Below are 26,953 nucleotides of genomic sequence, written 5' to 3' on the forward strand. Positions count from 1 at the left end.
CCATACACCAGAAAGGGAGTCATATGCCACGAATTAGAGAGGCCGCAGCATGAGTGACACCCGGCCTATTTACCAGCAACTGGCAGGAGGAATCAGGGACATGATTATTTCCGGCGAACTCCCAGAGGGCGAACGCGCCCCTAGCACCAATGAGCTTTCGGCTTTCCACTCCGTCAACCCGACCACTTCTGCCAAGGCGCTCACCGTTCTCTTCGAGGAAGGGCTGCTAGAAAAACGTCGCGGCTTGGGCATGTTTGTGCGCGAAGGCGCGCGCGAGAAGGTTCGCCATCAACGCCAAGAATCACTCCGGGAAGATTTTATCGTTCCCCTCCTAAAAGAAGGAGCCGCGCTGGGCTTAAGCGCCAGCGACATCGCCGACCTCATCGAAGCCGAAGGAGACCATCATGACGCACCTTAAGTTGCAGAACGTTACCTGCAAGCACCGCCTGCATGTGCCGCATCTCGATCTCAACGCCGGCATGTACGGGCTGATCGGCCCCAATGGTGCTGGCAAGACCACACTCTTGCGCGCGGTAGCGGGGTTCCTGCCCATCAAAGGCAGCATCGATACCCCACAGGTGGCGATCGCGCGCACCGGAGCCGATATCTTGCTTTCCGGTTCCACCGTGCGCCAGCACCTGCGCGCCGCAGAGCACGTACGTGAGGGATTCGACATTCGGTATGCGGAGGAACTGTTGGATAAGATGGGCGTCGATAAGCGCAGCAAGAACCGCTCTTTAAGCACCGGCCAGCGCCAATTGGTTGCCTGTGCCACTGCCCTGGCGGCGCGCACACCGGTCACCCTCCTCGATGAGCCCTTCAATGGCTTGGATGCGCCGACGCGCACGCGCCTGCGTGAGCTCATCATCGCCCATGCCGCGGCCACCCCGGATTGGCTACTCGTGCTCTCTTCGCACCGGGCGGAAGATCTCGTGGGTTTAATTGACCAGGTCATTACCGTGCACGACGGCACAGTCAATAAGCCCACCGATCTTGAATCCCAACGGCCGCACTACCCCGTGCTCACGGGCAGCACCAAAGACGTCGAGCAAGCACTCGCGCTTGCCGACGCCCTCCCACTCCACCAATCCTCGCTTGGCTCGACCACCAAAGTTAATGCTTGGTCGCCGGTACCGTTTCCGGACGATACCGTGAACGCCGCTCAAATCACCGTCTCCTACCTTGACGACGGCCAGCTCATCGATTCCCTTGTCTCCCGCGCCCATGAATCCACCCGCACCCCACATGAGGAGTCCTAGTCATGAAGCTACTTAAGACCTTCAACCTCAATGCTAAAAAATCGCTAATCTCCGTGAGCATTATCATTGTATTGCTCTGGACTGTTCCGTATTTTCTACCGGCTGATCCCGAGACAATCATCAACCCTGCGGGTTGGGGTTTCTTCGCCGTATTCATTTGGGGAATTTATTGCGCCTTTGCAGCTACTGAGTACCGCCCGCTTCGTGGCTTAGGGCTTCCCTCAGCAAAGTGGCTAACCAGTATGCACGCAACGCTTTGGGTAGCTGCACTGGTTTTCGGAGCTATTGCTTGGCTGACTTACTATGCTGCCCTACGCGCCGGCGTGGACATGTACTCTTCGTGGGTCATTGCCCCTGGAAATATTGATGCCGCTCCCATTTTCGCCCGCATCGCGACCTTCGGCAGCTTCACTTGTGGTCACCTCATGACCGGTTATATCGGTACGCTCATAGGCCTCATATTCGGCTCTGCTTCTTCTCATTCCTGGGCTTCACGCCTGCTCATAATTGCTGGAATCATCGCGGGCATTGTTCTAGTAGACTTCGCACTCACTCTAATTTTCCAGTACGTCGGCGCCCCAGAAATTGATGCCCCGTGGCCGGGATTGTTCTTTTTTACAGGACTCAGCATTATTGTCTGCTCCATAGTCGCTTACCTACTGGCGCGACGTATCCAGCCATAACCCGCCCGCAGAAAAGCCACGACAGAAATGTCGGCTCCCCCGCTCCGGCCAACTTGACGGTGCTGGAATTTGGGGGAGCTGACACATTTTAGAAGGACTTCGGTGGAACCGGACGCTGCTCCTCGCCGTTATAGGCGGAAAGCGGGCGGATAAGCGAGTTATTCTCGTTCTGCTCTACGATGTGCGCAGTCCAACCGGTAATGCGGGCCATGACAAAGATTGGCGTGAAAAATTCAATGTCAAAGCCCAGAATGTGATAGGCAGGGCCGGCCGGGAAGTCGAGGTTGGGCTTGATCTTGATGGAGGTGTTTTCCTCCATCGTCCTGGCCATGATGTCATACATGTCAACCCACTGGGTCTGGTCGTGCTGTTCGGCCAGCTCCTTAAACGCTGCCTCCATTGTTGGCACGCGGGAGTCACCGTTTTTGTAGACGCGGTGACCGAATCCCATGACCAATTCCTTGTTAGCCAGCTTCTTCTTGGTCCACTCTTCTGCCTTGGCAGGATCGGCAACCTCCAGGAAGTTTTTCATCACAGCCTCGTTGGCACCACCATGCAGAGGCCCTTTGAGCGCGCCGATGGCCGCGACGATGGCGGAATAAGTATCGGACATGGTCGAGGTCACGACGCGGGCAGCGAAGGTGGAGGCGTTAAAGGAATGCTCGGCATAGAGGATGAGGGACTTATCAAAGGCCTCGATATCAGCGCGGTTGGTAGCTGGGGAGCCTTCCTCATCACCGAAGACCATCCAGAGGAAGTTCTCCGCAAAGCCCTTCTTGCGAGAAGGCTGGATGTAGCCTTCACCGCGGCGGCGTCGAATATCGAGAGCAATGATCGTCGGAATCTTGGCCATTAGCTCTAGCGCGGTGCGACGGATGTGCTCGGAATCCTTGGTGTATTCCTCTGGGTCTTGGGAACCGATATAGGAAATAGCGGTACGCAGTACATCCATTGGGTGGCACGATAGCGGCATGGACATGATGAGGTCGATGACGTGGCGCTCTAGGTGGCGCAGGGCCTTCTCGCGAGCGGAGAATCGGATAAGCGATTCTTGGCCTGGCAGTTTGCCGTTCCACAGCAGATAGGCCACTTCCTCAAAGGAGCAGTACCGGGCAAGCTCTTGGACGGGATAGCCGCGGTAGGTCAGCGAGTTGGTCTCAGGAACGACCTTGGACACGGCAGTCTCATCGACGACGACGCCGTATAGGCCCTTGCGGATTTCGGGGGTGTGGTTCTTATCAGACATGGTGGGAAGTCTCCTTAGCTTTCGAATGTGGGCTGGTAGGTGTCTTTGGAGTAGGTGAATACGGATTTATCGAAGTCGTTGTATTCCTCGTAGCGCACCAGTTCATAAAGGCGGGAACGGTGTTGCATGCGCTCGAGCCAGTCAGTTTGTAAGCCGGTTTCATGCATATCCCGCAGGAAATCCTCGGTGGCGCCCATAGCCACGCGGAAGGTGGAGACAGGCCAGATGACTGCGTTATAGCCAAGGTCTTCTAGCTGTTGCGCCGAGAGCAGCTCGGTTTTGCCGAATTCGGTCATATTTGCCAGCAACGGTGTGTCGACAGCGGCGCGGAATTTTTCAAAGTCTGCCGGCTGGTACAACGCCTCAGTGAAAATAAGGTCCGCACCAGCATCGGCGTAAGCCTTTGCACGGTCGATAGCATCGTCGATGCCGTTTACTCCTGCGGCATCAGTACGGGCACAGATAATGAAGTTCGGGTCGCGCCGCTCGTTAACCGCGGCGCTAATGCGGCGGACCATGATGTCCTTGTCCACTACTTCTTTGCCATCGAGGTGCCCACAGCGCTTCGGGTTGACCTGATCCTCTAGGTGGCAGCCGGCAAGTCCAGCGTCCTCGAGTGCGGCGATGGTGCGGGCGGCGGACATGGGTTCGCCGAAGCCAGTGTCGGCGTCGACAAGCACGGGCAAATCTGTCGCACGAGCAATCTGGCCAGAGCGCTGTGCCACCTCAGTCAAAGTGGTCAGGCCAATATCGGGAAGGCCCAGATCATTAGCCAGCACCGCGCCGGAGACATAAACACCGCCGAAACCGCCGATATCCTGGATTAGGCGCGCGGTCAGGGGATTGAACGCGCCCGGCAATCGGGTAATGGTGCCGGATTCAAGGTCGGCGCGGAATTGCTGGCGCTTTTCCGCGGGAGTTTTCAAAGAGCCAAATAGTCCAGCCATTAGAAGATTCCTTCCGGTTTCTGGGGTGCGGCGGCGAGGTGAGCATCGGTCACCCGCACGTTTAGCTCGGTAAGGTCAGTGAGATTTTCCAAGTTTTGGACGGCGTTGAGGAAACGCTCTTGTTCGGCTTCGTCCACGATGCCGTTTGCGAGTTTTCTGAACTTCTCTATGTATTGCTCGCGCGCAAAGGGGCGGGCACCAAGCGGGTGGGCATCAGCAACTGCGCGTTCATCTTCTACCACGGTGCCGTCTTTGAAGGTGATAACCGCCTTGCCGCCGAAGGCCTTTTCAGACAGGTCATTAGAGTGATAGCGGCGGGTCCACTCGGGGTCTTCGACAGTGGAAATCTTGTGCCATAGTTCGATGGTTTCTGGGCGGTTGGCTCGCTCGGGCGCGTAGGAAGCCTCGTGGTCCCATTCGCCATCTTCGAGGGCTACGGCAAAGATGTACATGATGGAGTGATCCAGCGTCTCGCGGGACGCGGAGGGATCCATCTTTTGCGGATCATTGGCACCGGTACCGATGACATAGTGCGTGTGGTGCGAGGTGTGCAGAACAATGGACTCGATGTCCGCAGTCTGCAGGCCCTTTTCTGCCAAGGTTTTCTTTAGCGCAAATGCCATATCGATGGGCGCTTGGGCCTGGTATTCGGCCGAGTGTTCCTTGGTATAGGTATCCAAGATGGCTCGTTTGGGCTCTCCGTGCCCGGGCAGCGGGACGGAGTAGGTGCGCTCCGGTGAATGCAGCATCCACGCGATGAATCCATCCTCGCCTTCCCAAATGGGCGCCGGTGCACCTTCGCCGCGCATCGTCCTGTCAACGGCTTCAATGGCCATCTTTCCCGCGAAGGCTGGGGCATAGGCCTTCCAAGAAGAAATCAGCCCCTTACGGGATTGCCGTGTGGCGGTAGTGGTGTGCAGCGCCTGACCCACCGCCTGGTAGATGGTGTCCTTATCTAGTCCGAGCATGGTGCCGATACCGGCGGCCACGGAGGGACCGAGGTGTGCCACGTGGTCAATCTTGTGCTCGTGCAGGCACATGCCTTTCACCAGGTTGACCTGGATTTCATAGCCGGTAGCGATGCCCCGGATAAGATCACGGCCGCTAAGGCCCTTGTGCTGGGCGGTAGCAAGCAGCGGTGGGATATTATCCCCGGGGTGCGAGTATTCGGCAGCCAGGAAAGTATCGTGATAATCCAGCTCGCGGACTGCGGTGCCATTGGCAAGCGCGGCCCATTCGGCCGAGTAGGTACCATCCACGCCAAATACCGTGGAGCCTCCCTTACTTACTGGGTGCGCCTGGGCCATGACGCGGGCGGAGGTTACGGGACCGCGTGCCACGGAAGCCATGGCCACGGCCGCATTATCAATGATGCGGTTGATGATCATGTCGGTGGTCTCGGCGGGAACCTCTACGGGATCCGCGGCTACTTCTGCCACCTTGTATGCCAAGTGTTCCTCATAGGGAAATTCCTCGGCGGATTTATGGGTGCGTACCTCGTGCTTCTTCACTAGATGGATCCTCCTTCACTCTGAGGTGCGTTTTAAATCACACTAAATGCTTGAATGTGCCCTGCGCTATAAGTAGGGTGTGTGTAATCTAGCGGAATGAGTCAGTGAAATCTGCAAAGTTTGTGGTTTCTACTGTTCACGGCGGTGAAAGGTGACCGAACTAGCAATGACCAAGCATTATGCGGGGGCACGAATCCATGCACTGCGTAAGCAACGGGGACTCACACAGGTAGCGATGGCCAAGCAATTGGGGCTTTCCACCAGCTACCTCAACCAGCTCGAAAACGATCAGCGCCCGCTTACCGTCACCGTGCTTATGCAACTAGCCCAGCGCTTTAACCTGGACCCCGGCTATTTTGCGGACGACCGCGATGCGCACACCATTACCGACCTGCGCCGGATCTTTCCCGAGGCCACCGAAGACTCCTTGATCGACCTCGCCTCGCGCTTTCCGGAGCTCATGCCCCGCTTCGTCGATGTCGCCACCCGCGCTCCGGCGCGCGAGCGCTCCCCCTTTGAGCTCGTGCGAGATTTTTTCTACGACGCCCATAACTACATTCACGAGCTCGATGTGCTGGCAGAAGAGCTCGCCGGCCAGCTCGGTGACCGGGTATTACGCCGCGGCCGCTTAGCTTCCCGCATGCACGAGGATCTCGGCGTTAGTGTCCGCTTTTCCCGGCCGGGCCCACGCCGCAGTTTCAACCCTGATACCCGTGAGCTTGCGCTTCGCGACGGCCTCTCCGAAGCCCAGCTAGTCTTTGAAATGGCGCTCCAATATTGCCTGCTTGCCTACCGCGATGTCTGCGATAACCTCGTATCTGAACTTCCGGCGGGCGAGGCCCAAGAATTAGCTACTTTAGGGCTCGCGCAATACTTCGCCGCCGCGGTCACCATGCCCTACCAACCGTTCCTATCGATGGCTGAGGAAACCCGCTACGATATCGACCTTTTGTGCAACTACTTTGGAACCGGTTTCGAAACCACCGCGCAACGCTTGGCTACCCTCCAGCGCCCGGGCCTTAACGGCGTGCCCTTTTCCTTCATCCGCACCGACCGCGCCGGAAATATCTCCAAGCGCCAATCCTCCACCGCCTTCCACTTCGCCCGCTCGGGTGGTTCTTGCCCGCTGTGGGTAGTTCACCGCGCCTTTGAAACGCCCAACCGCATCACCCGCCAGGTAGCCGCCATGCCAGACGGTCACGCCTACCTGTGGATAGGTCGCTTTGTGCAAGGGAGCGCAAAATCTTGGGGAACCCCTCGCAAGGAATTCGCCGTGGGCTTAGGCTGCGATATCTCTGAGGCCGACCGCATTGTCTACGCCGATGCTCTTAATCTAGACATATCCGCCGCGACTCCTATCGGCCCTGGTTGTACCGCTTGCCCGCGCGAGCATTGTCCCCAGCGTGCTCTTCCTCAAGCAGATCGCCCCATCCAGGTTTCGCTCAATCGCACCGCCGAGCATTCCTACTCCACCTTTTAGCAACGCATGCAAAAGCGCCCATCCTAAGCTGGTTACCAAAGGCGGGCGCAAAAGAAAGAAAAAGGTCGCTTACTCCAGGTCGTCGTGAGCCACGAGGCGTCGCGCAGCCTCGGTGATGGTGCCAGACAGAGACGGGTACACGGCGAAGGAATCAGCTAGCTGGTTTACGGTGAGCTGGTTGGTCACGGCCATAGCGATGGGCAGGATGAGCTCGGAGGCGGTCGGCGCGACGATGACGCCGCCGATAACGCGGCCGGAGGTCGCGCGGCAGAAGAGCTTGACAAAGCCGTGCTGTAGCGAGCGCATCTTGGCGCGTGGGTTGGTATTGAGCGGCATGGTAATGGTGCGCGCGGCGACCTCACCGGCCTCGATTTCGGCCTGGGTAAAGCCTACGGCTGCGATCTCTGGGCGGGTGAAGACGGCATTGGCCACGGTCTTCAGGCGCAGCGGGGAAACGCCCTCTCCCAAGGCGTGGTACATAGCCACGCGGCCCTGCATTGCGGCGACGGAAGCCAGCGGGAAGAGGTCAGAGCAGTCACCAGCGGCATAGATGCCGGCGATATTGGTGCGGGAGACACGGTCGACTTGAATGTGGCCGGACTTTGCGGTTTCCACGCCAACGTTCTCCAGCTTGAGGTCCTGGGTATTCGGGATGGAGCCGATGGACATGATGACGTGGGAGCCGGTGATTTCGCGGCCGTCCTGCGTGGTGACCAGGACGTTGCCGTCCTCGGTGCGGTTGACGGTTTCCACGCGGCAGTTCTTTTCCAGTTCCACGCCGCGCTCGCTCAGCACGGTCTCGAGGACGTCGGCTGCGTCGGCGTCGTCATGCGGCAAGATTCGGTCACGGGAGGCAACCATGGTGACCTTCACGCCCAGCTCTGCAAAGGCGGAGACGAATTCGGCACCGGTGACGCCCGAACCGACGACGATGAGGTGCTCCGGCAGCTCGGTGAGGTTGTAGACCTGCTGCCAGGTAAGGATGTGCTCGCCATCCGGCTGAGCGCCGGGGAGAATGCGAGGGGTGGCGCCGGTGGCTACCAAGACGAGATCTGCGTTAATGGTTTCCTCGTGGCCGTCCTCGTTGAATACGGCAGTGACCTTGTGGCCGCCGAAGGCATCGGCTTCCTGATCCTCTGGGAAGTAACCGCGGCCATCGATAACGCGGGCTCCTAGGGATTCCACGGTGGCACGGATATCGGAGGACTGCTTGCTTGCTAGGTCCTGCACACGCTTATTCAGCGCGGTTAGGGATAGGTCGGCTTGGCCAATGCCTTCGTTGAGCTTCATATCCTCGGCACGGCGCAGGTCGGTTTTAATATTGGCACCAGCGATGAAGGACTTAGAAGGAACACAGTCCAAGATAACGCTGTTGCCGCCCATGCCTTGGTCTTCAATAATGGTGATTTCTGCACCATATTTAGCACCTGCCAACGCTGCCTCATAGCCGGCTGGGCCGCCGCCGATGATGACGATTCGCTTGGTCTGGTTCAACACGCACATGCTCCTTTATCGGCTCCACTTTAAAAGTCGCTTACGAGTCTAACGTGTAGGACCTTAAAGCGCGTTAGTCTGTCTCCGCATTCTCCCCTATGAACTGCTCAACCACGGCGCCAAAGAGTTTGATGCCCACGCCGATGGCCCTCTCGTCGACGATAAGATCGCCCATGTGCAAGTCATGCTGCTCGCCTTCGCCGGACCAGCAGCCCAGCCGCGCCATGGAACCAGGGACCTTTTCCAGGTACCAAGAAAAGTCTTCGCCGCCGGAGGACTGCGGGGCTTGAACCACGGCCTGCGGATCGATGGATTGGGCTGCGGAGGCAAGCAGGGCGGTTGCGACGTCATCGTTAAGCACCGGCGGAACGCCGCGGTTATAGGTCAGCTCATGTTCTACGCCTACCGGCGCAAGGATTTGATCCACTAGCTCGGTAAAGAGGCTTTGCATATCGCGCCAGATGCCAATATCCGCCGTGCGCATGGTGCCGGTCAAGCTGCCGGTCTCCGGAATGGCATTGGGCGCATAGCCGGAGTTGACCTGGCCAAAGACCAAAACGGTGCCGGTGCGTGGGTCAACGCGGCGTGAGAGCAGCGCGGGCAGTTCAGTGATGACCTTGCCTAGGGCATAGACGACATCGGCGGAAAGATGTGGCCGGGAGGTATGCCCACCCGGGCCCTTGATATTGAGCTCCACGACGTCAGTGGCGGAGGTAATCGCCCCAGCGCGAATACCAATTCGCCCCACGCGCAGCTTGGGCTCGGCGTGGATGGCAAAAATAGAATGCACACCTTCCAGCGCACCCCATTCAATAACGTCGGTCGCACCGCCGACCCATACTTCCTCGGCCGGTTGGAAGATGACTCGAATACCTAATGGCAGGGCGTGGACACGCTGAAAATCCGCCAATGCGCAGGCCAGGCCGAGCGCCACGGTCGTATGCACATCGTGGCCGCAAGCATGCATCTTGCCGGGCACCTCAGAGGTATATTCCAGGCCAGTGACCTCGGTGACTGGCAGGGCATCAATATCCGCGCGGAAGGCCAGCCGGCCTAGCTCCGTATCGGGGCCGATGTCGACCATGAGCCCAGTCTGTGGAAAGCGCTGTGGCTCCAGACCATAGTCCTGCAGGATAGAGGCGAGAAAGTTGGTGGTTTCTACCTCTTGGTTCGCGGTTTCCGGGTGGCGGTGGATATGGCGCCGCCACGCGATGACCTCCGCACGGTGGGCATTGAACCACTCGTTGATGAATTCCGAGATCATCCGCGTGCCTTCCCTATCGTTGAAATACGTCTGGGTGCAAAGTCTACAACTAGACCATGCGGTTCAGTAACTCAGGTGGTGATGCGGGGTGCTCTAGCTCAAGGCGCCATTCCACGTGGCGGCAAACCGACGCCGGTCCACATAGCCTTGTGGGAAGGGCGCGACGTCCTCGGCGGCGGCCACCGCGGAATCGGTCAAATGCCCCTCCACCACGTCCCCGCCGGCCGGCAGTAGCACCGCCGGCGGGATTTCTAGGGCCAAGGCCAGCTTATATACCGTAGACAGCTGCGGATCGGCCATGGCGTGCACGCCATTCTCGTTGCGCTCCAGATTGGAAATTTGGCTGCGGGAAACCCCAGAAATCTCCGCCAGCGCCTGCTGCGAAATCCCCCGACGCTTTCGCACCCGCCGCAATTGTTGCGAAAATCCGTGGCCGTAGCTCGACCAGATTAGATGAATGAAACTCATATTCTCCCCCTGGAAAGCGCGGTCGCCTTTCCAGGGAGAAGATTACCTTAAAGGTCGATATTGCGCGGACCGTAAAGGCGGTCGCCGGCATCGCCCAAGCCCGGCACGATATAAGCATCCTCGTTGAGCGAAGGATCGATAGCGGCGGTGACTAGGCGCACCGACAGATCGGATTCTGCCAGCGCATCCACACCCGGCTGCGCCGAGACCATGCAAATGGCGGTGATATCGGTGGCGCCGCGGCCGGCGAGCAGGCGCAAAGCGTGCAGCAGGGAACCACCGGTGGCCAGCATCGGATCCACCACAAACACCGTGCGGCCGGTCAGGTCCTCCGGCAATGCCTCCAGGTACGGCACTGGCTCGTGCGTCTCTTCGTTGCGCGCCATGCCTATGAAGCCGACCTGTGCATCCGGAATCATGGACAGGGCCGGGTCCACCATGCCGAGCCCGGCGCGGATGATCGGCACGATGATAGGCGGGTCCTGTAGGCGGGTGCCCTGTGCGGTAGAAACCGGGGTGGCGCAGTCGAAGTTCTCCACGGCAAGACCGCGGGATGCTTCGTATACAAGCATGGCGCCCAAGTCTTTCAGGGCGGCGCGGAAAGCGGAGTTATCGCTGCGCGCATCGCGCATGAGGGTAAGACGGGAGGCGGCAAGCGGGTGGTCTACTACGTGGATGTCCATGACCACCACTTTAAACTTTTGGGAACCAAATGGGCCATCGGGCAGTCCAATAGGGCATGAGACCTTTCACGATCGATACTGACTATGCCCGCCACCTCGCCCGCGACCTGCACGCCCAGTCCCAAGGGGAGAATCCTCCCCACCCCGTTTTGCCTGAAGATTCCGCATTCACCGCTTTCAATGAGGCGGTGCATGCCGCGCTCGATAATGTAGGCGCGCGCATGAGCGTGCTGCGCAACGATATGGGGCAGCTTGCCCAGTCCGGTTTCCAGATGTCGCGCGAGGCAGAAGACACCGATGCCTCGCTAGGCCAGCACCTTGGGGCGGCGATGTAGATGCTCGATACCGCGCTTAAGCAGATTGCCACCATGCAACCGGCGCAGCTTCCGGAGGTTGAGCTTCCTCGCGTGCCGGATCTTTCCGCCGCCGAGCCTTTAGCCGCCATCGCCCACGGCAATCCCGCTCCCCTACTCGAGTCGGCGAAAAATATCGATCTCGATAATGAGACCATCTCTGCCGCGCTCGGCCAGGCCCGCACCTTGATAGCAGGCACCATCCGGGATCTGGTGGGCATCGCCACGCAGCTGGTGCGCCAGGCCCTGCCCACCGCGCTGGGTATCCTGTCGCTGGATCCGTCGGCGCGTGCCGCCGCTCTGGCTCAGCTGCGCGCGCTTATCTCCCAGCACCTGGGAATGGCCTCTGCCCGCGTGCAGCGCCTGATGGGTGATCTCAGCGCGGCCGCTCAGTCCTTGCAGCCGGTAGCGCAGCGGCCGGTACACTCCGCGCTTGCCGACGCCCCCGTAAGCCCCACCGGCGCCCAGCAAGCCACCGCTCTTCCTGCACAATCTGCGGCGGGCGAGGGGGCCGGCGCCGATGCTGCCGCACAGGACGCGCTTTCTCCCCCGCTGGCACCAGAGCCCTCTGCCGAGGGTGGTTCGGCCGCCGGGCAGGCTGCGGTCGCCGCGGCGAAGAGCCAAGTGGGCCAGCCCTACGTATGGGGTGGCACCGGAAACGGTGGCTTCGATTGCTCGGGCCTTACCCAATGGGCATATTCACAGGCCGGAGTGGACTTGCCGCGCACGGCGGACCAGCAGACGGTTGGTCAGCAGGTCAGTGCGGATCAATTGCAGCCCGGTGACCTGGTGGTATGGGACGGGCACGTGGCAATGTATTCCGGCAATAGCGAAATCGTGGAGGCCGGTGATCCGGTGCAAACCAACCCGCTGCGCACCACGAATATGGGCATGCAATTCAAAGGCTTTTGGCGCCCGACGGCCTAAGGCCGGTGCGCTCTCGCGCGCTGCTTAGGGCGTTGGGTAGACTAAAACGTCATGAGCACCCGCGCAATTGTACCTGTAAAGCTCTCGCTGACCGAGGGCGATTTTTATACCCTCTGGGCACCCAAGTGGCGCCAAAATGGCTCCGAGTGGCAGGCCTTTTTGGGCGACGACGAGGCCATCCTAGCCTTTAACTCGCCCGCCGAGCTGCTGTGCTTCGTGGAGTCTGGCACCAAGCACGATTTGCTGGACCACCCGCAGTGGGACCAGTTTGCCGGCCGCGATGCGGACCGCGTTACCCCGGCGAAGCGCGATGAGTATGACCTCATCGGCATGCCGGAGGCACTGGCTGGTCGCCCGAGCCACCAGAACGTATCCACGGTGGCCCGCAACCTGGAGATGGCCTCCGCACTTGCCGACGTCGCCGGTGCAGAGCACACCACCATCTTCTTCGCTTCCCACTCCATCCTGCGCAATGTCTCCCGCGGCGCCGACCACTACTCCGGCGAGCAGGGCATGAGCGAGTGGTCCGGCGTGGGCCACGTCATCGCTGGCAACTGGAAGAAGGTCATCGAGGACCTGGATGAGCACGTCCGCGTGGTCTCCAGCGATGACTTTGATGCGGCCAAGGTTTCCGATGCCAAGGAGCGCATCTCTTCTGCTGCCGCCGCCTCCGCTGCAGCAGCCAAGGAAGCCGAGGAAAAGCGCAAGGCTGCCGCCGAGGCCGCTGACCCGTACGATAACTCCCCGTGGGCTGCCGCTGGCATCGATCCCATCAAGATCACCGCGCAGTCCAAGTCCGTCTACACCCTGCGCACCTACTTGGACGGCAAGCCCATCTTCTTGGGCAAGTGGGGCGAAATCTTCACCTTCGATTCTCCGAAGACCCTCGTGCGCTGGATTATAGACAACGATGACCACGACCTAGCCCGCGTATCCACCTGGGAAGAGGTTGTTGCCGCCGCTAATGCCGGCGAGCTAGAAATTCAGGTCCACCCGGATAACCAGTACTCCTTCAATGGCATTGTGCGCGATATCGAAAAGGGCCCAGAGGCCGTCGATTCCGATCAGATGGCGCGCTGCTACGAGGTATGCGCCGATGCCGCCGACTGGGCCGGAGACGATTCCATTAACTCCTATATGCTGGCTCACCCTCGCCTGCAGGACTACTTGGGCTACATGCTCGGCTCCACCGAACACGCCGGCTATGTGCCTTCCAAGCCGTACAACGAGCACGCCGAGTCCTGGAAGGGCTTGGAAGACATGCTCATCAAGCGCTTCTCCAAGTTCTAAACCCGCACGATTCGCACGGCCTCGGCTGCGCGTAGCATCAGCCGCCTCGCCTTTCCTCCCCACTCACAGCAGGTGGGAAGAGAAGGGGGCGGCTTTCTGCGTTTAGTGGCCCCGTACTTCTGTTTCTTGACGTCGGCTCCGGTCGCGCATGTATTTATCGAAAATCAGCCACACGACAAAGACGCTGAGGCCAACAATGGATCGGCCCAGGGTACCTATCCCAAAGACCCCGCCCAGAATCAGGCCGAGAACAATCATGCTGGCGAAAGTTACGACCCACGACACGTGCGTGTTGTACTTCATCGCTTGACCTCCCTGAGTACGTGGCTTTCAAGGTGGCGGCGAAGGTGGTCAATGAGGGCGTCGATAAGCTCGCGCGATTGCGGAGCCGTGGGCTTAATCTGGTCGAAGCCGTGGTAGGCACCGGCCCACACGTCGAGGGTCGTATCCACGCCGGCCGCATCGAGGGCTTGGGCAAAGGCCACGGATTCATCGCAGAAAAGGTCGATGCCGCCTACCCCGATCCACGTTGGCGGCAGGCCGGAAAGATCACTGCGCGTGGCCGGCGAAGCATAGGGCGGCAGGTCAACATCCAGGTGGTCATCTCCCAGGTACATGGACCACGCGCCGCGGTTCGGGCCCGCCGTCCAGATGAATTGGCCCACCGCACCGGACTTATCCGTGGTGCGGTGATCCAACATGGGATAGACCAAGCCGAGCGCGCGGACCGGATGGCCCTCATCAAAGGCCCGCTGAACCAAGCCCGCGGCAAGGCCGCCGCCGGCGCTATCGCCGGCGACCGCGATGCGCGAGGTATCCCCGCCCAGCTTATCGCCGTGTTCTTGCACCCAGCGTAGCGCGGCGTAGCACTCATCGTGGTCCGCGGGGAATGGCTCCTGGGTGGATTTGTGGTAACGCGGAGCCACCACGATGGCACCGAGTTCGGCCGCCATGCGAGCATTTTGCGGGTCATACATTGCCGGGCCACCGATAAGATGGCCGCCGCCGTGCGTCCACACCACCACGGGGCGCGGCCCAGCATTGGCTACGCCCTGGGCATCGTCGCGTGGGGTAAGCACGCGAGCGCTAAAAGCATGGCCATCGAAAGACGCGGAAAACTCCGTGACGTCCACCGCGTGCCGCATCGGGCGGGAAAAGTCAATGCTGGCAAAAAAGCGGCTGGCGCGGGCAAAGGTGGCGTCGGCAAGCAGATGCATTGGCAGGTACAGAACCGGGCTGCGCAACCCCGGTGCCACCTCGCGCAGGTACGGCCGGCGGCTGAGCGCATACGCCGCCATGCCCGCGACCCCAACCACACCGGTCAGGGCAGCCCCGGCTTTGAGAACTTGCGAAACACGCATTTAGAAATCGCGCAGAATCCGCTGTGCCAGCGGCTCAGAGGAAGCCGGGTTCTGGCCGGTGTACAGGTTGCGGTCCACAATGACGTTCGGGGACATCGGATCGGTCTCCTGGTAATCCGCGCCGAGCTCGCGCAGGCGAGTCTCCAAGGCCCACTTAGCGGCGGCAACCATCTCCTCGCCTTCCTCTGCATTGCTAAAGGCGGTCATCTTGTAGCCCTTGAACGGCCAATTCTCGTTATCCAAGGCCAATAGCGCGGCCGGGGCGTGGCAAACGAGGCCGAGCGCGCGGCCGGAATCCATACGCGCCTGAATAAGCTTTGCAGAATCCTGATCGTAGGCAAGATCCTCCATCGGGCCGTGGCCTCCCGGGTAGAAGATGAGGTCATAATCTGCTTCATCGACCTCAGCCAAGTTCATCGGGTTCTCTAGTGCCACGCCCAACTCTGCCAAGTAATTTTCCTGCGCCATGCGCACGTTATCGGGCAGAACCTCAAGGCTGTACTCATCTGCCACGGGAGCCTTCGCGCCCGGAGTAGCAAAGTGGATATCCCAGCCTGCGCCCTGGAAGACGCGGTGCGGGGCAATAAGCTCCTCGGCCCAATAGCCGGTAGGGCGCTTAGTGCCATCGGCCAGTGTCCATTCCTCAGCAGCGGTAACAACAAAAAGTACAGAAGGCATATAATTCTCCTTTAGTCAGTAGTTTCTTCAGCGGTGTCTGCCAAAGACTCTTCAGTGTCTGGGCCTGCCAGCTCGGGGTCTGATAGTTCCTCGTATGCTGGCAGGATAACCGTTTCTAGCAGATGCTGCCGTGATTCCTGGTCAGCAAAGGAATTTTCTACCGCCTTGACGGTGAGATCGAAAAACTCCTCCAGCCCATAGCCAAAGGTCTCGCTCAGGGCGAGGAATTGCTTGCTCAACGTGATCTCACCCGAAGAAATGGCACAGGTAAAGCCCAGCTGCTGCAGCAGCGGCAGCGGATGGTCATTGAGGTCCTCGGACTCCTCCAGCGGAGTAAAGACAAGTGGGATGTGGCGATCGCGGATGTATCCAGAAGCCTTGCCCGGCAGGATGCCATCGATATTTGCAGTGAAATCATCGATCATATTGATTGGGTGGATGAGGCGATTCACCCCAGCCTGGGCGGCACGTTCTACTTCTGTGAAGTCCTCTCCCACCAGGATCTGGGTGGGCAGGAAATTCGCGCGGAAATCTGCGGCCGCGCTCGCTTGGTCCTGCGGCAGGCTATAGCCCACCACTGAGGCGTCATCGGAAACAGCGGTCTCGGGAGCAGTACCAGCGAGGACGATGCGGGCGTCAAGGGAAGGAATGCGGGCGGCTGCGGCGGCGTCAGCAAGCGTGGCGGCGTCCACGCCAAACTCCGCCGGATCTAAGTGCAGTTCCGCGTAGACCACGCCGTCGGCAGCCAGAGCTTCGTAACGCTCGCGGAGAGCGGCGGTGAGCTCTTCCGGCGTGGCGGCCGAGGAGGTGATGGTTTCAAAAAGGGAGACCTTAGGAAGCTTGGCCACCACGTCGGCGGCGGAATCCTTATTTTCTGGGCTAATCAAAGGCGCGTCATGCATGCGTCCCATCGTAGGCACGGGCCTAAGATGTGTCATGTCATGAAAAGAATTCTCGCTTGTTCTCTCGCCGCCGTGCTGGCGAGCGGCCCGCCGCTAGCACTGGCGGAAACGCCGACCGCTCCAACCACCACGCGTACCGCCGCGCCGGATACCGATAAATGCCCGCACGCCGAGCGCCCGGAAAAGGCCACCACCACCTCGGAACGCCTCGCTCCTGGGCAAGCCTCCCCCACCCCGCTGCCACCGGTGGACAGCGATGAGCCCTGCGGCACCACCCTGCCTGAAGGATTCAAGGTGGATAAGGATGTGGTGGCCGCAGCATGGATGGTCTCCGATATCGATTCCGGCGAGATCGTCGCGATGAAGGACCCTAACGGCCGGTACCGGCCGGCCTCCATCATTAAGGCGCTGCTAGCGCTCGTGGTCATCGACGAGTTGGACCTGCACAAGAAGGTGGATGTAAGCGAAGAATCGGCGCAAATCGATGGTTCCGCAGTGGGCATCGGCCCCGGCGGCGATTACACGGTGGAACAGCTTTTGCAGGGCTTACTCATGGCCTCGGGCAATGATGCCGCGCACGCGCTGGCACAGGAATTGGGTGGCGACGAGGTCACTTTGCGCAAGGTCAATGACAAGGCGGCCGAGATCGGCACGAATTCCACTTACGCGGCCAGCTACTCCGGGCTCGATGCCCCAGGCATGTCTACCTCAGCCGAGGATATTTCCCGCATTTACCGCGCGGCCTTCCATAACCCGACCTTTGCACGAATTGTCGATACGGAGTCCGTAGATTTTCCGGGCTGGGGAGATTATGAAGGCTACCAACTAGGAAACGATAACGGGCTTTTCCTCAACGATCCGGACGGTATTGGTGGCAAGACGGGTTTTACCGATGATGCGCACCATACCTTCGTCGGCGCGCTTGACCGCCATGGTCGGCGCTTGCAGGCGGTCTTACTCGATACCACCGTGGAGCACGGCCCGCGCGCGTGGGAGCAGGCTCAAAAGCTTTTGCACGAGGCTTATAAGGTTTCCCCTGGTGATGGCGTAGGCCAGCTGCTTGCCGAAGCCCATTCCGACGCCGACTCCCCCGCGTCCCCTGCAGCAACGCCGGAACCCGATTCCCGGGCGCAATCTGCGAGCTCCTCTTTAGCTGGGGTGCAGGGGTGGCTCGGCTGGGTCATCGCTGGCGCTGTAGCTTTGCTGGCTATTTGCGTGGGTGCTTTTTCACTACTTCGGCGTTAGCCCACTCATCGTGGGAGCCGCGGCGGTTATTCTTCTCCGAAATGGTGAAGGTGTGCACGCCGGCGCCCACCCAGCTGGCGAAGGTACCGGGGCCCGGCACAATATTGGCTAAGCGCCACCACTGACGCTTTGCGGACTGGGTGAGGCTAAGCCGCTCTTTGGTATCGACATCGCGCACTGTGTAGCCCATCAGCAGCTTGGCCGGGCTGGCGCCGAGCCAACACTCGGTGCCCAAAACATAGAGCAGCAAAATGATGGCACCACCGATAAACGTCGAGAGTTCATCCGCGCCACCAGAAAGCAGCGCACCGCCGAAGCTACCGCTGATGAGTGAGAAAAAGAATAGGTCCAAAATGGCCATTCCGATGCGCGCATCTTGACCGGCGCGCTGACTGATTTCAGGCGTTGGGTGCTGTATTTGCGGTGCGGGTACGGACGCGGTCGCCGCCGGAGGGAAAGGATTGTGCTGCGGGGCAAAGGGATTGCGTGAATACGGTGACCCATAAGGGCTAGCAGTCTGCGCAAATCGTGGTTCTTGGTGCGCGTGATGTCCCGGCCCTGCCGCCTGACCCGGCTGGAAGAACTGAGCTTGCTGCGGCTGCTGAGGCCGCGGGCTCCACTGGCCTACCGCGCCCAGCTGTCCCAGGTCGCCCCACGTGGGGCGAAGCCCTGCCCCACACGCCTTGTCGTATTCCGCCCTCTTCGCGGCAGAACCCACAACGCTGGCGGCGATGCGCAGCTGCGCGCGCCGCGGGTCCTCGATGTCCTGACCTTGCTGCTCTAGCAATAAATCCTTGGACTCCAGCAAGACTAAGAGTTCCCGCTCGCCATCGCGGCGGTCTAGTCCCCATTCTTCATAAAGATTCGGTGCGATGTCATTGGCGTTCATAATTACTCATCTTAAAGCCAAAGGACCGCTGCGTCCTCACCCCTAAGGAGGAGATTTACTTCCGACGCAATAGGCTCCATGCACCCACGGCCGCGGCGCCTAATGCGGCACCAATGCCAAAGGTCGCACCTGCAGGCGCGCCTTCCTTGACCTCGTTGCGAACGCGAATAACGGCTGGCTCCGGGACGGGCGGGTGAGCAAACTTCAGGGACTCGGCGGTGGTGGCGGTCCACGCGGAGATATACAGCACCACGCGCCAAATCAGGTACATGACCACCATGAGCACGATGACCGGGCCGAAGACCGCACCGGCCGGGCTGCCGGTAGCAGAGGACATGATGACCGTAGACAGCTGCTTGAGCAGCTCGAAAGCAACGGCGCCGATGGCGGCACCGATGAGACCGGACTTCTTCGGCACCTTGGTGCGCGGCAGGATCATAATCATCCACCACATGACGATGAAGTTGGCCAATAGGCCCACTGCCAAGCCGACAAAGAAAATCACAAAGTCCATACCCGGGAAGGACTCGATGCCGACCCGCTCGAAAATCTTCTGGGTAAGTCCGGAAGAACCGGCAGCGGTGACGCCAAAGGCGATGAGGAACGCCAGGATGAGGCCAATGAGGCCTACCAAGTCAGAGAGTTTCTTCTTCAGGAAGGAACCGCCTTCGTTGGCATCGATGCCCCACATGGCCGAGATACCGATACGCAGGTTATTCATCCAGCCCAGGCCGGACCACAGGGTGGTCAAACCACCGATGCCGAACATGGCGCCGCGTTGGTCAATGGCGGTATCCAAGATCTCATTGACCGTATCTCCCATATCGCCATCGATAGAACTGGTGATCTGGGACTGCAAATCATTGAGCAAGTCCTCGCGGTTAGCCAAGACGGCGGCGATGGTGGCCACGATCAGCATGGCAAGCGGGAAGATGGAGAGTACCGAATAATAGGTGATGCCGGCGGCAAACTGGTTGCCGCCTTCGGCACCGTAGCGCTCGTTCATGCGCATGAGGTGGTCAACGAATCCGGACTTGGAGCGAATCTTATCTACCGCACCAGGATCGTCGGCATTGGCGCGTTCGATGCCGTAGTGGTCCGTCTTCTTCGAGGAGGATTGCGTGGTGGCTGGCACGTGCTTCCCTTCTTGCTCGCACAGTTTTTATCCCACCTAGAGTAACTGGCAAATGCCCACTTGTCCCTTTGTGGGGTGGTGCACGGGGGAAGCAGCCGCCGACTACTTGCGCAGGCGAGGAAGAAAGCCGACCTTTTCATATACGGCATCGACAAGCGGCTGGGCAATCTCTTGCGCTGTCTCTGCGCCCTTGGCCAGGATGCGCTCGAGCTCGCCGCGGTCCGCCATCAACTCGTCATAGCGTGCCTTGAGCGGAGTGGTAAATTCCTGCAGCGCATCTGCGGTATCGACCTTGAGGTGGCCATAGCCTTGGCCGGCGTACTTCTCCACTAGGGAATCGATAGATTCACCGGTCAGCGTGGACTGGATGACCAATAGGTTGGACACGCCCGGCTGATTTTCGCGGTCAAAAGCTACCGAACCCAAGTCATCCGTCACGGCGGATTTAATGCGCTTGGCTGAGGTCTTCGGTGCGTCCAAGAGATTGACCAAACCCTTGGGGTTAGCGCCGGACTTAGACATCTTGGAGGTCGGCTCTTGCAGGTCATAAATCTTGGCCGCACCCTCCGGGATGAACGGCTCCGGTACCTTGAAGGTCTCGCCGTACTTATTGTTGAAGCGCTCGGCCAGGTTGCGGGTCAGCTCCAGATGCTGGCGCTGGTCCTCGCCCACCGGTACATAATCCGGCGAGTAGAGCAAGATATCGGAGGCCATGAGGATCGGGTAGGTAAATAGGCCCACCGAGGTGCGATCCGTGCCCTGCTTGGCGGACTTATCCTTAAATTGGGTCATACGGGAGGCCTCGCCAAAGCCGGTCAGGCACTGCAAAACCCAGGTCAGCTCCGCGTGGGCGGGCACGTGCGACTGCACGAAAAGCGTGGACTTTTCCGGATCAATGCCCAAGGCGATGAGCTGTGCGGCACCTGCGATGGTGCGGTTGCGCAGCTCCTCCGGGTTTTGCTCCACGGTGATCGCGTGCAGGTCAGGAATGAAGTAGAAGGCATCATAGCCGTCTTGCAGGTCAATCCACTGCTTGAGCGCTCCCAGGTAATTACCCAGGTGATAGGAATCAGCGGTGGGTTGGATACCGGACAGGACGCGGGAAACGGTGGAATTGTCTGCAGTCATGGTGCCTTATCCTACCCCCTAGGCTCGGTGCGCGGCTGATCTCCTTGCCTTAGGCGCCGCACTTTCGGATCGAAAAATCCCCTACCCGTAGGGCAGGGGAAGCGGCGCAAGAACTTAAATCTTGCGGGAGGTGGGGCTAACAACATCCATAAAGATGGCAAAGCCCGCAACCATCAGCGCGCCGCCCACGCCCATGAGCACGATGGGGCCGAGGAAAGCGAAGGACGGACCAACAACGGTCCACCACCAGATGCTCAGGCCGAGGATTACAGCGCCGAGGACGAAAGAAATAATTGCGCGAGCCATGAACTTTCTCCGTTGCAGATTACTGATTTTTTTGACCTACCCATAGTAGCACTACTGCTTGTGCTTGGGCGCCTTGCGCTTGCCGACGTCCCCCTTATTAAAGCTCCACTGCTGCTCCACGTTTACTCCCCTTGCCCCTGGCGAGTGCCGGCCACTCGGCCGCGTAATCGATTGTTGCTTCGGCCGGCGCGCAATGCGGTTGCTCGAAATATCGTCGTAGTCCGCCCCCTCTGCCGCAGTAGAAAAAGCTCGTGTCTTGTTCTTAAACGGGCGACCCAGTGGCCGGCTTAGTGGTCGGGTTAGCGGGCGCGTGATGGGGCTGGCATAGCGCGTGGCCGCGCCTGCCTTGCGCTTGGCTTTGCGGGCGCCATCGCGCACGATGCGCGCGGACAAACGCAGGCGCGGGTCCATCTGCTGTTCGGCATCACGATATTCGAAGACGGGCAGGCCTTTCTTGAAGTAGATCGCGGCCAAGCGGGCGATGAAACACACTGAGGCGGTGATAATCGCGGTCGGTTCCTCATCCAAGCCGCCGTGGTAGAGCGCCATAAATAGTGCCGCGGCCAACAGCGAGATGGCGGCATAATACTCGCCGGAAAAGACCAGCGGAATGCGATCTGAAAGCAGGTCACGCAGCACGCCACCAAAGACGCCGGAAATCACCGCAGACACCGAGGCAATAATGAACCCATGTCCCAGGTGGACCGCGATTTGGGTGCCCAGCACCGAAAAGACCGCAAGCCCTAGGGCATCCAAGATGAGGAAGAGGTGGCGGAAATAGTGCATGAGGAAGGACATGCCCACCGTCACCACGGCCGCCACGATGACGATCACCAAATAGATGGGGTGCTCAACCCAGGTAAAGGGCGGATCATCGAGGATCATATCGCGCACCGTGCCGCCGCCCAGCGCCGTCATGGAGGCGATCATGGTGACACCAAAAAGGTCAAGCTTTTGGCGTCCAGCGGATAATGCGGCAGTCATGGACTCGGCCGTAATGCCGACTACGTAAAGGACGCTAAATAGTGGCGTCATCAGCTGTACTCCACCAATAGTGGGGAATGATCGGACCAGCGCTGCTCCACGGTGGGAGCCTTATCCACCCAGGTACGCTGCGCGCGCTCCAGCATCGGGCGGGTAGCCGCCTGGTAATCGATGCGCCACCCGGCGTTGTTATTAAAGGCCTGGCCGCGGTAGGTCCACCAGGTATACGGACCGTCTTCATCCGGATGGAGGCGACGGGCTACATCAAACCACTGCGGATCTGCGGCCGGGGACCACGGCTCGCCGCCGGCGTACTCCACCACGCCCTGCCACTGCCCCAGGTTCTTCTTTTCCTGCGGCTTGTCATCCGGGAACGCACCAAAGACGTGGTCCATGAAGGCGCGCTCCTCCGGCAGGTGGCCGGCCTTCTTTTCGTTGGCCTTATTATTTTTCAGGTCCTGGGCGCGGTGGCAGATATTCCAATCGCCGCCGATCACCATGTCGGCCGGGCTGCCATCGGAGTTCGTCCGCGCGGCGTTCTCCGCTAGCACCTCTTGGAACTCGTCCAAGAAGCGGTACTTTTCATCCAACTTCGGCGAACCGGTATCGCCGGAAGGCAGGTACAGAGAGGCGACGCGAATATCGCGGGTGGTAGCCGCAATCCAGCGGCCGGCGTCGGTAAAGGAGCCGAAGCCCACTTCGACGTCGGCAAGCGGGGTGCGAGACAAGATACCCACGCCGGCGCGGCCCTTTGCGGCGGCGTCGGCAAGCGCTAAGTGCCATCCCGCCTCTAGTGCTGGGGCCAAGGCCTTTTCGGCCTGCTCCGGGGTTGCGCGCACCTCCTGCATGAGCACGATTTCGGCCGGAGTCTCCTCTAGCCAGGCATTCATTCCAGGGTTATTTTCATTGCGCTGCTTGCACGCAGCGCGGATTCCATTGACGTTTACGCTCGCGATGGTAAGGGTCATGCCAACAGCATATCGGTCCGCCTAGGCGCGGCGAGCAAGGCGCTTTTTATCCCACATCGTCGCAGCCCACACCAGGCAACCTGCAGCCGCCAGTCCAGCACCCGCCAGCGCCGGAGCGGAGTAGCCCAGTCCAGCCCCCACGACGGCACCACCAATTGTCGCACCGGCCGCGTTTGCGATGTTCAGCGCGGACTGGTTGAGAGCGGCGGCCAAAGTCTGGGCGTCGCCAGCCACATGCACCAAACGCAGCTGCAGCGAAGGAACCAAGGTGGAGCCCATAAACGCTACGCAGCCAAAGCACAAGGTAGCGGGGATGGCATGGCCGGAGAGGAAGTAGAAGGCCGTAAGGATAACGATGAGGCAGGCCAAGGCAAAGATGATGCCAAACTCCAAGTTGCGGTCCGCCAACCAGCCGCCGAAGGCATTGCCGATGGTCATGCCGATTCCATAGGCCATGAGCACCACCCAGATGAGGTTCTGGTCCATGCCAGCGACCTCGGTCATGGTCCAAGAAATATAGGTATAGACGGAGAACATGCCGCCAAAGCCGACCACGCCCATGATGACGGTAAACCACACCTGGCTGTTTTTGAACGCCCCAAATTCGGTGCGGATATCGGTCTGCTTCATCTCCGTCATGTGCGGCATCAGGAAGAACAACGCAATGGCGGTAATGACGCCCAAGGCTACGACCACTAGGTAAGCCGCCTGCCAGCCCAGCGCGGAGCCGAGGGCTTGGGCAGCAGGCACACCAATGACCGTGGCGATGGCCAGGCCCATGCCCACATAAGCCATGGCCTTGCCGCGGCCGCCTGGGGGCGCCATGGATGCGGCGGAAAGGTTAGCCACGGAGAAATAAGCGCCGTGCGGCATGCCCGCAATAAAGCGCGCCACCATGAGGATGGCGTAATTCGGCGCCAAGACCGATAGTAGATTACCCACCACGAGGAACCCGATGAGCAGCAAGATCAGGCGGCGGCGCGGCAGCTTGCCGGTAAAGGCCGCAATCAGCGGGGCGCCGACCACCACGCCCAACGCATAGATGGTGATGAGAGTGGAGGCGTTTTCTTCCGAAATGCCAAAATCATCTGCAATAAGCGGCAGCAGGCCCATGGACACAAACTCCGTCGTGCCGATGGCAAACGCGCCCAAGGCCATGGCCACCATGACGATGGCACGGCGGCGGGCGGTAATCTCCGTTTGCAACGGCAGCGGACGGCGGCGAATGCGGTGTTCGTGTGCGCTGCGCGGGCTGAGCTCGTCGATGATTTTCATGAAGAGTGAGGGTACACCCCACGTTTAGCTGTAGCATGCCCGCAGCGGGCGGGCGTGAATATCTCCACCCCACCTGCGCATGGGTGATAATTACCACGCAACCCTTTTCAAGGGGCGGCAAATGGGGGATCACTATCAGCAAACTGGCCCACATGCCGCCCACAAAATCGGTAATCTGGGCACTTGAACAATTTTCCAACGTTATATAGGAGAATCATGGCAAAGATTACGTGGACCCGTACCGATGAGGCGCCGCTGCTGGCGACCTACTCCCTCAAGCCCATCGTGGAGGCCTTCGCTTCCACCGCGGGCATCGACGTGGAAACCCGCGATATTTCTCTGGCCGCCCGCATCGCCGCGCAGTTCCCAGAGCGCCTGACCGAGGAGCAGAAGGTCGAAGACGCCCTGGCAGAGCTGGGCAAGATGGCCAAGACCCCGGAAGCAAATATCATCAAGCTGCCGAATATTTCCGCTTCCCTGGTGCAGCTGAAGAAGGCCATCGCCGAGCTGCAGGCTGCCGGCTACGACCTGCCTGATTACCCAGACAATCCTTCCACCGAGGAAGAAAAGGACATCGCCGCCCGCTACGATTCCGTCAAGGGCTCCGCTGTTAACCCAGTGCTGCGTGAGGGCAACTCCGACCGCCGCGCACCGGAGGCCGTGAAGAACTTTGTCAAGAAGCACCCGCACCGCATGGGCGAGTGGTCCAAGGACTCCAAGACCAACGTTGCCACCATGGCGGACAACGACTTCCGCCACAATGAAAAGTCCGTCATCCTGGACAACGAGGACACCCTGTCCATCGTCCTGAAGACCGCCGATGGCGAGCAGACCCTGCTGCCGGAGCTGCCGGTTCTCAAGGGTGAGGTCATCGACGGCACCTTCATGTCCGCCAAGGCCCTGGATGAGTTCCTCATCGCACAGGTCAAGCGCGCCAAGGAAGAAGGCGTGCTCTTCTCCACCCACCTGAAGGCCACCATGATGAAGGTCTCTGACCCCATCCTCTTCGGCCACGTCGTCCGCGCCTTCTTCTCCGATGTATATGACAAGTACGGCGAGGAGCTGCTGGCTGCCGGCCTCAATGGCGAGAACGGCCTGGGCGCTATTTACGAGGGCCTGAAGAACCTGGATAAGGGCGAGGAAATCAAGGCTGCTTTCGATGCTGCGCTTTCCGACGGCCCCGACCTCGCCATGGTCAACTCCCACAAGGGCATCACCAACCTGCACGTGCCTTCCGACGTCATTATTGACGCCTCCATGCCCGCCATGATCCGCACCTCCGGCCACATGTGGAATAAGAACGACGAGGAGCAGGACACCCTCGCCGTCATCCCGGATTCCTCCTACGCCGGCGTCTACCAGGCCGTTATCGAGGACTGCAAGGAAAACGGCGCCTTCGACCCGACCACCATGGGTACCGTGCCGAACGTGGGCCTCATGGCGCAGAAGGCCGAGGAGTACGGCTCCCACAACAAGACCTTCAAGATTCCGGCCGCGGGCACCGTTGAGGTCCGCAATTCCCAGGGCGAGGTCCTCATCTCCCACGACGTAGAGGAAGGCGATATCTGGCGCGCCTGCCAGACCAAGGACGCTCCAATCCAGGACTGGGTCAAGCTCGCCGTCAACCGCGCTCGCCTGTCCGGCATGAAGACCATCTTCTGGCTCGACCCGGAGCGCGGCCACGACCGCAATATCAAGTCCCTGGTGGAAAAGTACCTTAAGGACCACGACACCGAGGGCCTGGATATCTCCATCGAGGATCCCGTAACCGCTACCAAGACCTCCATCGAGCGCATCCGCCGCGGCGAAGACACCATCTCCGTTACCGGCAACGTGCTGCGTGACTACAACACGGACCTCTTCCCCATCCTCGAGCTGGGTACCTCCGCCAAGATGCTGTCTGTGGTTCCACTCATGGCAGGCGGCGGCCTCTTCGAGACCGGTGCCGGCGGCTCCGCCCCGAAGCACGTCCAGCAGGTAGAGGAAGAAAACCACCTGCGCTGGGATTCCCTCGGCGAGTTCCTGGCCCTGGCAGAGTCCTTCCGCCACGAAAAGCAGACCAACGGCAACGAGAAGGCCGGCGTCCTAGCCGCCACCCTAGACAAGGCCACCGAGCGCCTGCTCAATGAGGGCAAATCCCCGTCCCGCAAGGCTGGCGAAATCGACAACCGCGGTTCCCACTTCTTCCTGGCCACCTACTGGGCCGAAGAGCTGGCTAACCAGAGCGATGATGCCGACCTCGCCGCTGCGTTCAAGGACGTCGCTTCCCAGCTGTCCTCCCAGGCAGACAAGATTGCCCAGGCGCTTGTCGACGCCCAAGGCAACCCCGCCGACCTCGGCGGCTACTACTGGCCGAATGACGATAAGACCTCTGCCGTCATGCGCCCAGTTGCTCAGTTCAACGAGATCATCGACGGCCTGAAGAAGTAAATCTTCCCAGGCGAAAGCCGCCCCGCAGCGAAGCAATGAACGCTGCG

The 26,953-nt window shown here is 60.1% G+C and carries 26 protein-coding genes; 9 read left to right on the plus strand and 17 right to left on the minus strand.

Going from position 1 to position 26,953, the window contains the following annotated elements; genetic code table 11:
• The first annotated feature begins 49 nt into the window (after positions 1-49).
• Genes RAE04_RS02710 through RAE04_RS02720 form a run of 3 tightly spaced genes read left to right on the plus strand, consistent with a single transcriptional unit; the run spans position 50 to position 1,942 of the window.
• Positions 50-418: a GntR family transcriptional regulator gene (locus tag RAE04_RS02710; RefSeq protein ID WP_049359605.1), complete on the plus strand. Its 369-nt coding sequence runs from the start codon at positions 50-52 to the stop codon at positions 416-418.
• Complete coding sequence (locus tag RAE04_RS02715) at positions 405-1,259, plus strand: ATP-binding cassette domain-containing protein (RefSeq protein WP_284836568.1); 855 nt, start codon at positions 405-407, stop codon at positions 1,257-1,259. Before RAE04_RS02710 ends, RAE04_RS02715 begins: the two co-directional genes overlap by 14 nt.
• A gap of 2 nt (positions 1,260-1,261) precedes the next feature.
• On the plus strand, positions 1,262-1,942 hold the full coding sequence (locus RAE04_RS02720) for a transglycosylase (RefSeq protein ID WP_284836569.1): 681 nt from the start codon (positions 1,262-1,264) through the stop codon (positions 1,940-1,942).
• Between the two features lie 88 nt (positions 1,943-2,030).
• Here the strand turns inward: RAE04_RS02720 and RAE04_RS02725 are convergent, their stop codons facing one another.
• From RAE04_RS02725 to prpD, 3 genes are read right to left on the minus strand one after another with little or no spacing between them, the layout of a single operon-like run.
• The gene (locus RAE04_RS02725; RefSeq protein ID WP_284836570.1) at positions 2,031-3,188 is read right to left on the minus strand and encodes a bifunctional 2-methylcitrate synthase/citrate synthase; all 1,158 of its coding nucleotides are present in this window, start codon (positions 3,186-3,188) and stop codon (positions 2,031-2,033) included.
• Positions 3,189-3,202: 14 nt separating this feature from the next.
• Entirely contained in the window at positions 3,203-4,135 is a 933-nt protein-coding gene (prpB, locus tag RAE04_RS02730; protein ID WP_317026350.1) for a methylisocitrate lyase, read from the minus strand.
• Positions 4,135-5,646, minus strand: a complete 1,512-nt coding sequence (gene prpD / locus RAE04_RS02735) for a 2-methylcitrate dehydratase PrpD (RefSeq protein WP_317026351.1) — start codon at positions 5,644-5,646, stop codon at positions 4,135-4,137. The genes prpB and prpD overlap by 1 nt, the downstream gene beginning before the upstream one ends.
• Before the next feature lie 166 nt (positions 5,647-5,812).
• Here prpD and RAE04_RS02740 point away from each other — a divergent pair, with 166 nt between their 5' ends.
• Positions 5,813-7,126, plus strand: coding sequence for a short-chain fatty acyl-CoA regulator family protein (locus tag RAE04_RS02740; protein ID WP_317026352.1), 1,314 nt, complete (start codon positions 5,813-5,815; stop codon positions 7,124-7,126).
• A 69-nt stretch (positions 7,127-7,195) separates the two neighbouring features.
• Here RAE04_RS02740 and RAE04_RS02745 read toward each other — a convergent pair whose 3' ends face one another.
• The 4 genes from RAE04_RS02745 to upp form a co-directional block, all read right to left on the minus strand.
• Positions 7,196-8,623 carry an NAD(P)H-quinone dehydrogenase gene (locus RAE04_RS02745; RefSeq protein ID WP_317026353.1) on the minus strand — a complete coding sequence of 476 codons (1,428 nt, stop codon included), beginning with the start codon at positions 8,621-8,623 and terminating at the stop codon, positions 7,196-7,198.
• A 70-nt stretch (positions 8,624-8,693) separates the two neighbouring features.
• Positions 8,694-9,884 (minus strand): M20 family metallopeptidase, encoded by a 1,191-nt coding sequence (locus tag RAE04_RS02750; protein ID WP_049378010.1) that lies wholly within the window; start codon positions 9,882-9,884, stop codon positions 8,694-8,696.
• A gap of 93 nt (positions 9,885-9,977) precedes the next feature.
• On the minus strand, positions 9,978-10,352 hold the full coding sequence (locus tag RAE04_RS02755) for a helix-turn-helix transcriptional regulator (RefSeq protein WP_317026354.1): 375 nt from the start codon (positions 10,350-10,352) through the stop codon (positions 9,978-9,980).
• Between the two features lie 47 nt (positions 10,353-10,399).
• Positions 10,400-11,035 carry a uracil phosphoribosyltransferase gene (gene upp / locus RAE04_RS02760; RefSeq protein WP_239274395.1) on the minus strand — a complete coding sequence of 212 codons (636 nt, stop codon included), beginning with the start codon at positions 11,033-11,035 and terminating at the stop codon, positions 10,400-10,402.
• Between the two features lie 56 nt (positions 11,036-11,091).
• On the opposite strand from upp, the gene RAE04_RS02765 reads away from it, so the two are divergent.
• The 3 genes from RAE04_RS02765 to RAE04_RS02775 are packed head-to-tail and all read left to right on the plus strand — an operon-like array spanning position 11,092 to position 13,605.
• A complete protein-coding gene (locus tag RAE04_RS02765) occupies positions 11,092-11,370 on the plus strand; it encodes a chemotaxis protein (RefSeq protein ID WP_317026355.1) in 279 nt (92 codons plus the stop codon).
• Positions 11,371-12,315, plus strand: a complete 945-nt coding sequence (locus RAE04_RS02770) for a C40 family peptidase (protein ID WP_317026356.1) — start codon at positions 11,371-11,373, stop codon at positions 12,313-12,315.
• Positions 12,316-12,366: 51 nt separating this feature from the next.
• Positions 12,367-13,605: a hypothetical protein gene (locus RAE04_RS02775; RefSeq protein WP_317026357.1), complete on the plus strand. Its 1,239-nt coding sequence runs from the start codon at positions 12,367-12,369 to the stop codon at positions 13,603-13,605.
• Between the two features lie 299 nt (positions 13,606-13,904).
• On the opposite strand, the gene RAE04_RS02780 is transcribed toward RAE04_RS02775, so the two are convergent.
• The 3 genes from RAE04_RS02780 to RAE04_RS02790 are packed head-to-tail and all read right to left on the minus strand — an operon-like array spanning position 13,905 to position 16,546.
• Positions 13,905-14,966: an alpha/beta hydrolase gene (locus RAE04_RS02780; RefSeq protein ID WP_317026358.1), complete on the minus strand. Its 1,062-nt coding sequence runs from the start codon at positions 14,964-14,966 to the stop codon at positions 13,905-13,907.
• Positions 14,967-15,644, minus strand: a complete 678-nt coding sequence (locus RAE04_RS02785; RefSeq protein ID WP_317026359.1) for a type 1 glutamine amidotransferase domain-containing protein — start codon at positions 15,642-15,644, stop codon at positions 14,967-14,969.
• Between the two features lie 11 nt (positions 15,645-15,655).
• A complete protein-coding gene (locus RAE04_RS02790) occupies positions 15,656-16,546 on the minus strand; it encodes an adenosine deaminase (protein WP_317026360.1) in 891 nt (296 codons plus the stop codon).
• 39 nt (positions 16,547-16,585) lie between these two features.
• Here RAE04_RS02790 and RAE04_RS02795 point away from each other — a divergent pair, with 39 nt between their 5' ends.
• Positions 16,586-17,791: a D-alanyl-D-alanine carboxypeptidase family protein gene (locus tag RAE04_RS02795; RefSeq protein ID WP_317026361.1), complete on the plus strand. Its 1,206-nt coding sequence runs from the start codon at positions 16,586-16,588 to the stop codon at positions 17,789-17,791.
• On the opposite strand, the gene RAE04_RS02800 is transcribed toward RAE04_RS02795, so the two are convergent.
• The 7 genes from RAE04_RS02800 to RAE04_RS02830 all read right to left on the minus strand — a co-directional run bounded on the left by RAE04_RS02800 (position 17,754) and on the right by RAE04_RS02830 (position 24,476).
• Complete coding sequence (locus tag RAE04_RS02800; RefSeq protein ID WP_317026362.1) at positions 17,754-18,680, minus strand: RDD family protein; 927 nt, start codon at positions 18,678-18,680, stop codon at positions 17,754-17,756. The two genes, RAE04_RS02795 and RAE04_RS02800, sit on opposite strands and share 38 nt — an antisense overlap.
• Before the next feature lie 55 nt (positions 18,681-18,735).
• The gene (locus tag RAE04_RS02805) at positions 18,736-19,815 is read right to left on the minus strand and encodes a YhjD/YihY/BrkB family envelope integrity protein (protein ID WP_317026363.1); all 1,080 of its coding nucleotides are present in this window, start codon (positions 19,813-19,815) and stop codon (positions 18,736-18,738) included.
• A 102-nt stretch (positions 19,816-19,917) separates the two neighbouring features.
• Positions 19,918-20,943 carry a tryptophan--tRNA ligase gene (gene trpS, locus RAE04_RS02810; RefSeq protein ID WP_317026364.1) on the minus strand — a complete coding sequence of 342 codons (1,026 nt, stop codon included), beginning with the start codon at positions 20,941-20,943 and terminating at the stop codon, positions 19,918-19,920.
• 114 nt (positions 20,944-21,057) lie between these two features.
• Positions 21,058-21,249, minus strand: a complete 192-nt coding sequence (locus RAE04_RS02815) for a hypothetical protein (protein ID WP_049378073.1) — start codon at positions 21,247-21,249, stop codon at positions 21,058-21,060.
• Positions 21,250-21,300: 51 nt separating this feature from the next.
• Positions 21,301-22,284 (minus strand): trimeric intracellular cation channel family protein, encoded by a 984-nt coding sequence (locus tag RAE04_RS02820; RefSeq protein WP_225745911.1) that lies wholly within the window; start codon positions 22,282-22,284, stop codon positions 21,301-21,303.
• On the minus strand, positions 22,284-23,201 hold the full coding sequence (locus RAE04_RS02825) for an exodeoxyribonuclease III (RefSeq protein ID WP_317026365.1): 918 nt from the start codon (positions 23,199-23,201) through the stop codon (positions 22,284-22,286). The genes RAE04_RS02820 and RAE04_RS02825 overlap by 1 nt, the downstream gene beginning before the upstream one ends.
• 21 nt (positions 23,202-23,222) lie before the next feature.
• Entirely contained in the window at positions 23,223-24,476 is a 1,254-nt protein-coding gene (locus RAE04_RS02830) for an MFS transporter (protein ID WP_317026366.1), read from the minus strand.
• Positions 24,477-24,692: 216 nt separating this feature from the next.
• Here RAE04_RS02830 and RAE04_RS02835 point away from each other — a divergent pair, with 216 nt between their 5' ends.
• The gene (locus tag RAE04_RS02835; RefSeq protein ID WP_317026367.1) at positions 24,693-26,906 is read left to right on the plus strand and encodes an NADP-dependent isocitrate dehydrogenase; all 2,214 of its coding nucleotides are present in this window, start codon (positions 24,693-24,695) and stop codon (positions 26,904-26,906) included.
• The last annotated feature ends 47 nt before the right edge of the window (positions 26,907-26,953 follow it).

The organism is Corynebacterium sp. CTNIH16 (assembly GCF_032821655.1).
Lineage (GTDB): Bacteria > Actinomycetota > Actinomycetes > Mycobacteriales > Mycobacteriaceae > Corynebacterium > Corynebacterium marquesiae.

What these genes read in the sequence shown, in the direction of transcription:
- RAE04_RS02835 (WP_317026367.1), top strand. Translation starts at nt 24,693, where the DNA reads ATGGCAAAGATTACGTGGACCCGTACCGATGAGGCGCCGCTGCTGGCG.
- RAE04_RS02795 (WP_317026361.1), top strand. Translation starts at nt 16,586, where the DNA reads ATGAAAAGAATTCTCGCTTGTTCTCTCGCCGCCGTGCTGGCGAGCGGC.
- RAE04_RS02755 (WP_317026354.1), bottom strand. Translation starts at nt 10,352, where the DNA reads ATGAGTTTCATTCATCTAATCTGGTCGAGCTACGGCCACGGATTTTCG.
- RAE04_RS02770 (WP_317026356.1), top strand. Translation starts at nt 11,371, where the DNA reads ATGCTCGATACCGCGCTTAAGCAGATTGCCACCATGCAACCGGCGCAG.
- RAE04_RS02830 (WP_317026366.1), bottom strand. Translation starts at nt 24,476, where the DNA reads ATGAAAATCATCGACGAGCTCAGCCCGCGCAGCGCACACGAACACCGC.
- RAE04_RS02825 (WP_317026365.1), bottom strand. Translation starts at nt 23,201, where the DNA reads ATGACCCTTACCATCGCGAGCGTAAACGTCAATGGAATCCGCGCTGCG.
- RAE04_RS02750 (WP_049378010.1), bottom strand. Translation starts at nt 9,884, where the DNA reads ATGATCTCGGAATTCATCAACGAGTGGTTCAATGCCCACCGTGCGGAG.
- RAE04_RS02740 (WP_317026352.1), top strand. Translation starts at nt 5,813, where the DNA reads ATGACCAAGCATTATGCGGGGGCACGAATCCATGCACTGCGTAAGCAA.
- RAE04_RS02800 (WP_317026362.1), bottom strand. Translation starts at nt 18,680, where the DNA reads ATGAACGCCAATGACATCGCACCGAATCTTTATGAAGAATGGGGACTA.
- RAE04_RS02715 (WP_284836568.1), top strand. Translation starts at nt 405, where the DNA reads ATGACGCACCTTAAGTTGCAGAACGTTACCTGCAAGCACCGCCTGCAT.
- RAE04_RS02725 (WP_284836570.1), bottom strand. Translation starts at nt 3,188, where the DNA reads ATGTCTGATAAGAACCACACCCCCGAAATCCGCAAGGGCCTATACGGC.
- trpS (WP_317026364.1), bottom strand. Translation starts at nt 20,943, where the DNA reads ATGACTGCAGACAATTCCACCGTTTCCCGCGTCCTGTCCGGTATCCAA.
- RAE04_RS02775 (WP_317026357.1), top strand. Translation starts at nt 12,367, where the DNA reads ATGAGCACCCGCGCAATTGTACCTGTAAAGCTCTCGCTGACCGAGGGC.
- RAE04_RS02815 (WP_049378073.1), bottom strand. Translation starts at nt 21,249, where the DNA reads ATGGCTCGCGCAATTATTTCTTTCGTCCTCGGCGCTGTAATCCTCGGC.
- prpB (WP_317026350.1), bottom strand. Translation starts at nt 4,135, where the DNA reads ATGGCTGGACTATTTGGCTCTTTGAAAACTCCCGCGGAAAAGCGCCAG.
- RAE04_RS02780 (WP_317026358.1), bottom strand. Translation starts at nt 14,966, where the DNA reads ATGCGTGTTTCGCAAGTTCTCAAAGCCGGGGCTGCCCTGACCGGTGTG.
- RAE04_RS02790 (WP_317026360.1), bottom strand. Translation starts at nt 16,546, where the DNA reads ATGCATGACGCGCCTTTGATTAGCCCAGAAAATAAGGATTCCGCCGCC.
- RAE04_RS02720 (WP_284836569.1), top strand. Translation starts at nt 1,262, where the DNA reads ATGAAGCTACTTAAGACCTTCAACCTCAATGCTAAAAAATCGCTAATC.
- RAE04_RS02785 (WP_317026359.1), bottom strand. Translation starts at nt 15,644, where the DNA reads ATGCCTTCTGTACTTTTTGTTGTTACCGCTGCTGAGGAATGGACACTG.
- RAE04_RS02820 (WP_225745911.1), bottom strand. Translation starts at nt 22,284, where the DNA reads ATGACGCCACTATTTAGCGTCCTTTACGTAGTCGGCATTACGGCCGAG.
- RAE04_RS02710 (WP_049359605.1), top strand. Translation starts at nt 50, where the DNA reads ATGAGTGACACCCGGCCTATTTACCAGCAACTGGCAGGAGGAATCAGG.
- upp (WP_239274395.1), bottom strand. Translation starts at nt 11,035, where the DNA reads ATGGACATCCACGTAGTAGACCACCCGCTTGCCGCCTCCCGTCTTACC.
- RAE04_RS02765 (WP_317026355.1), top strand. Translation starts at nt 11,092, where the DNA reads ATGAGACCTTTCACGATCGATACTGACTATGCCCGCCACCTCGCCCGC.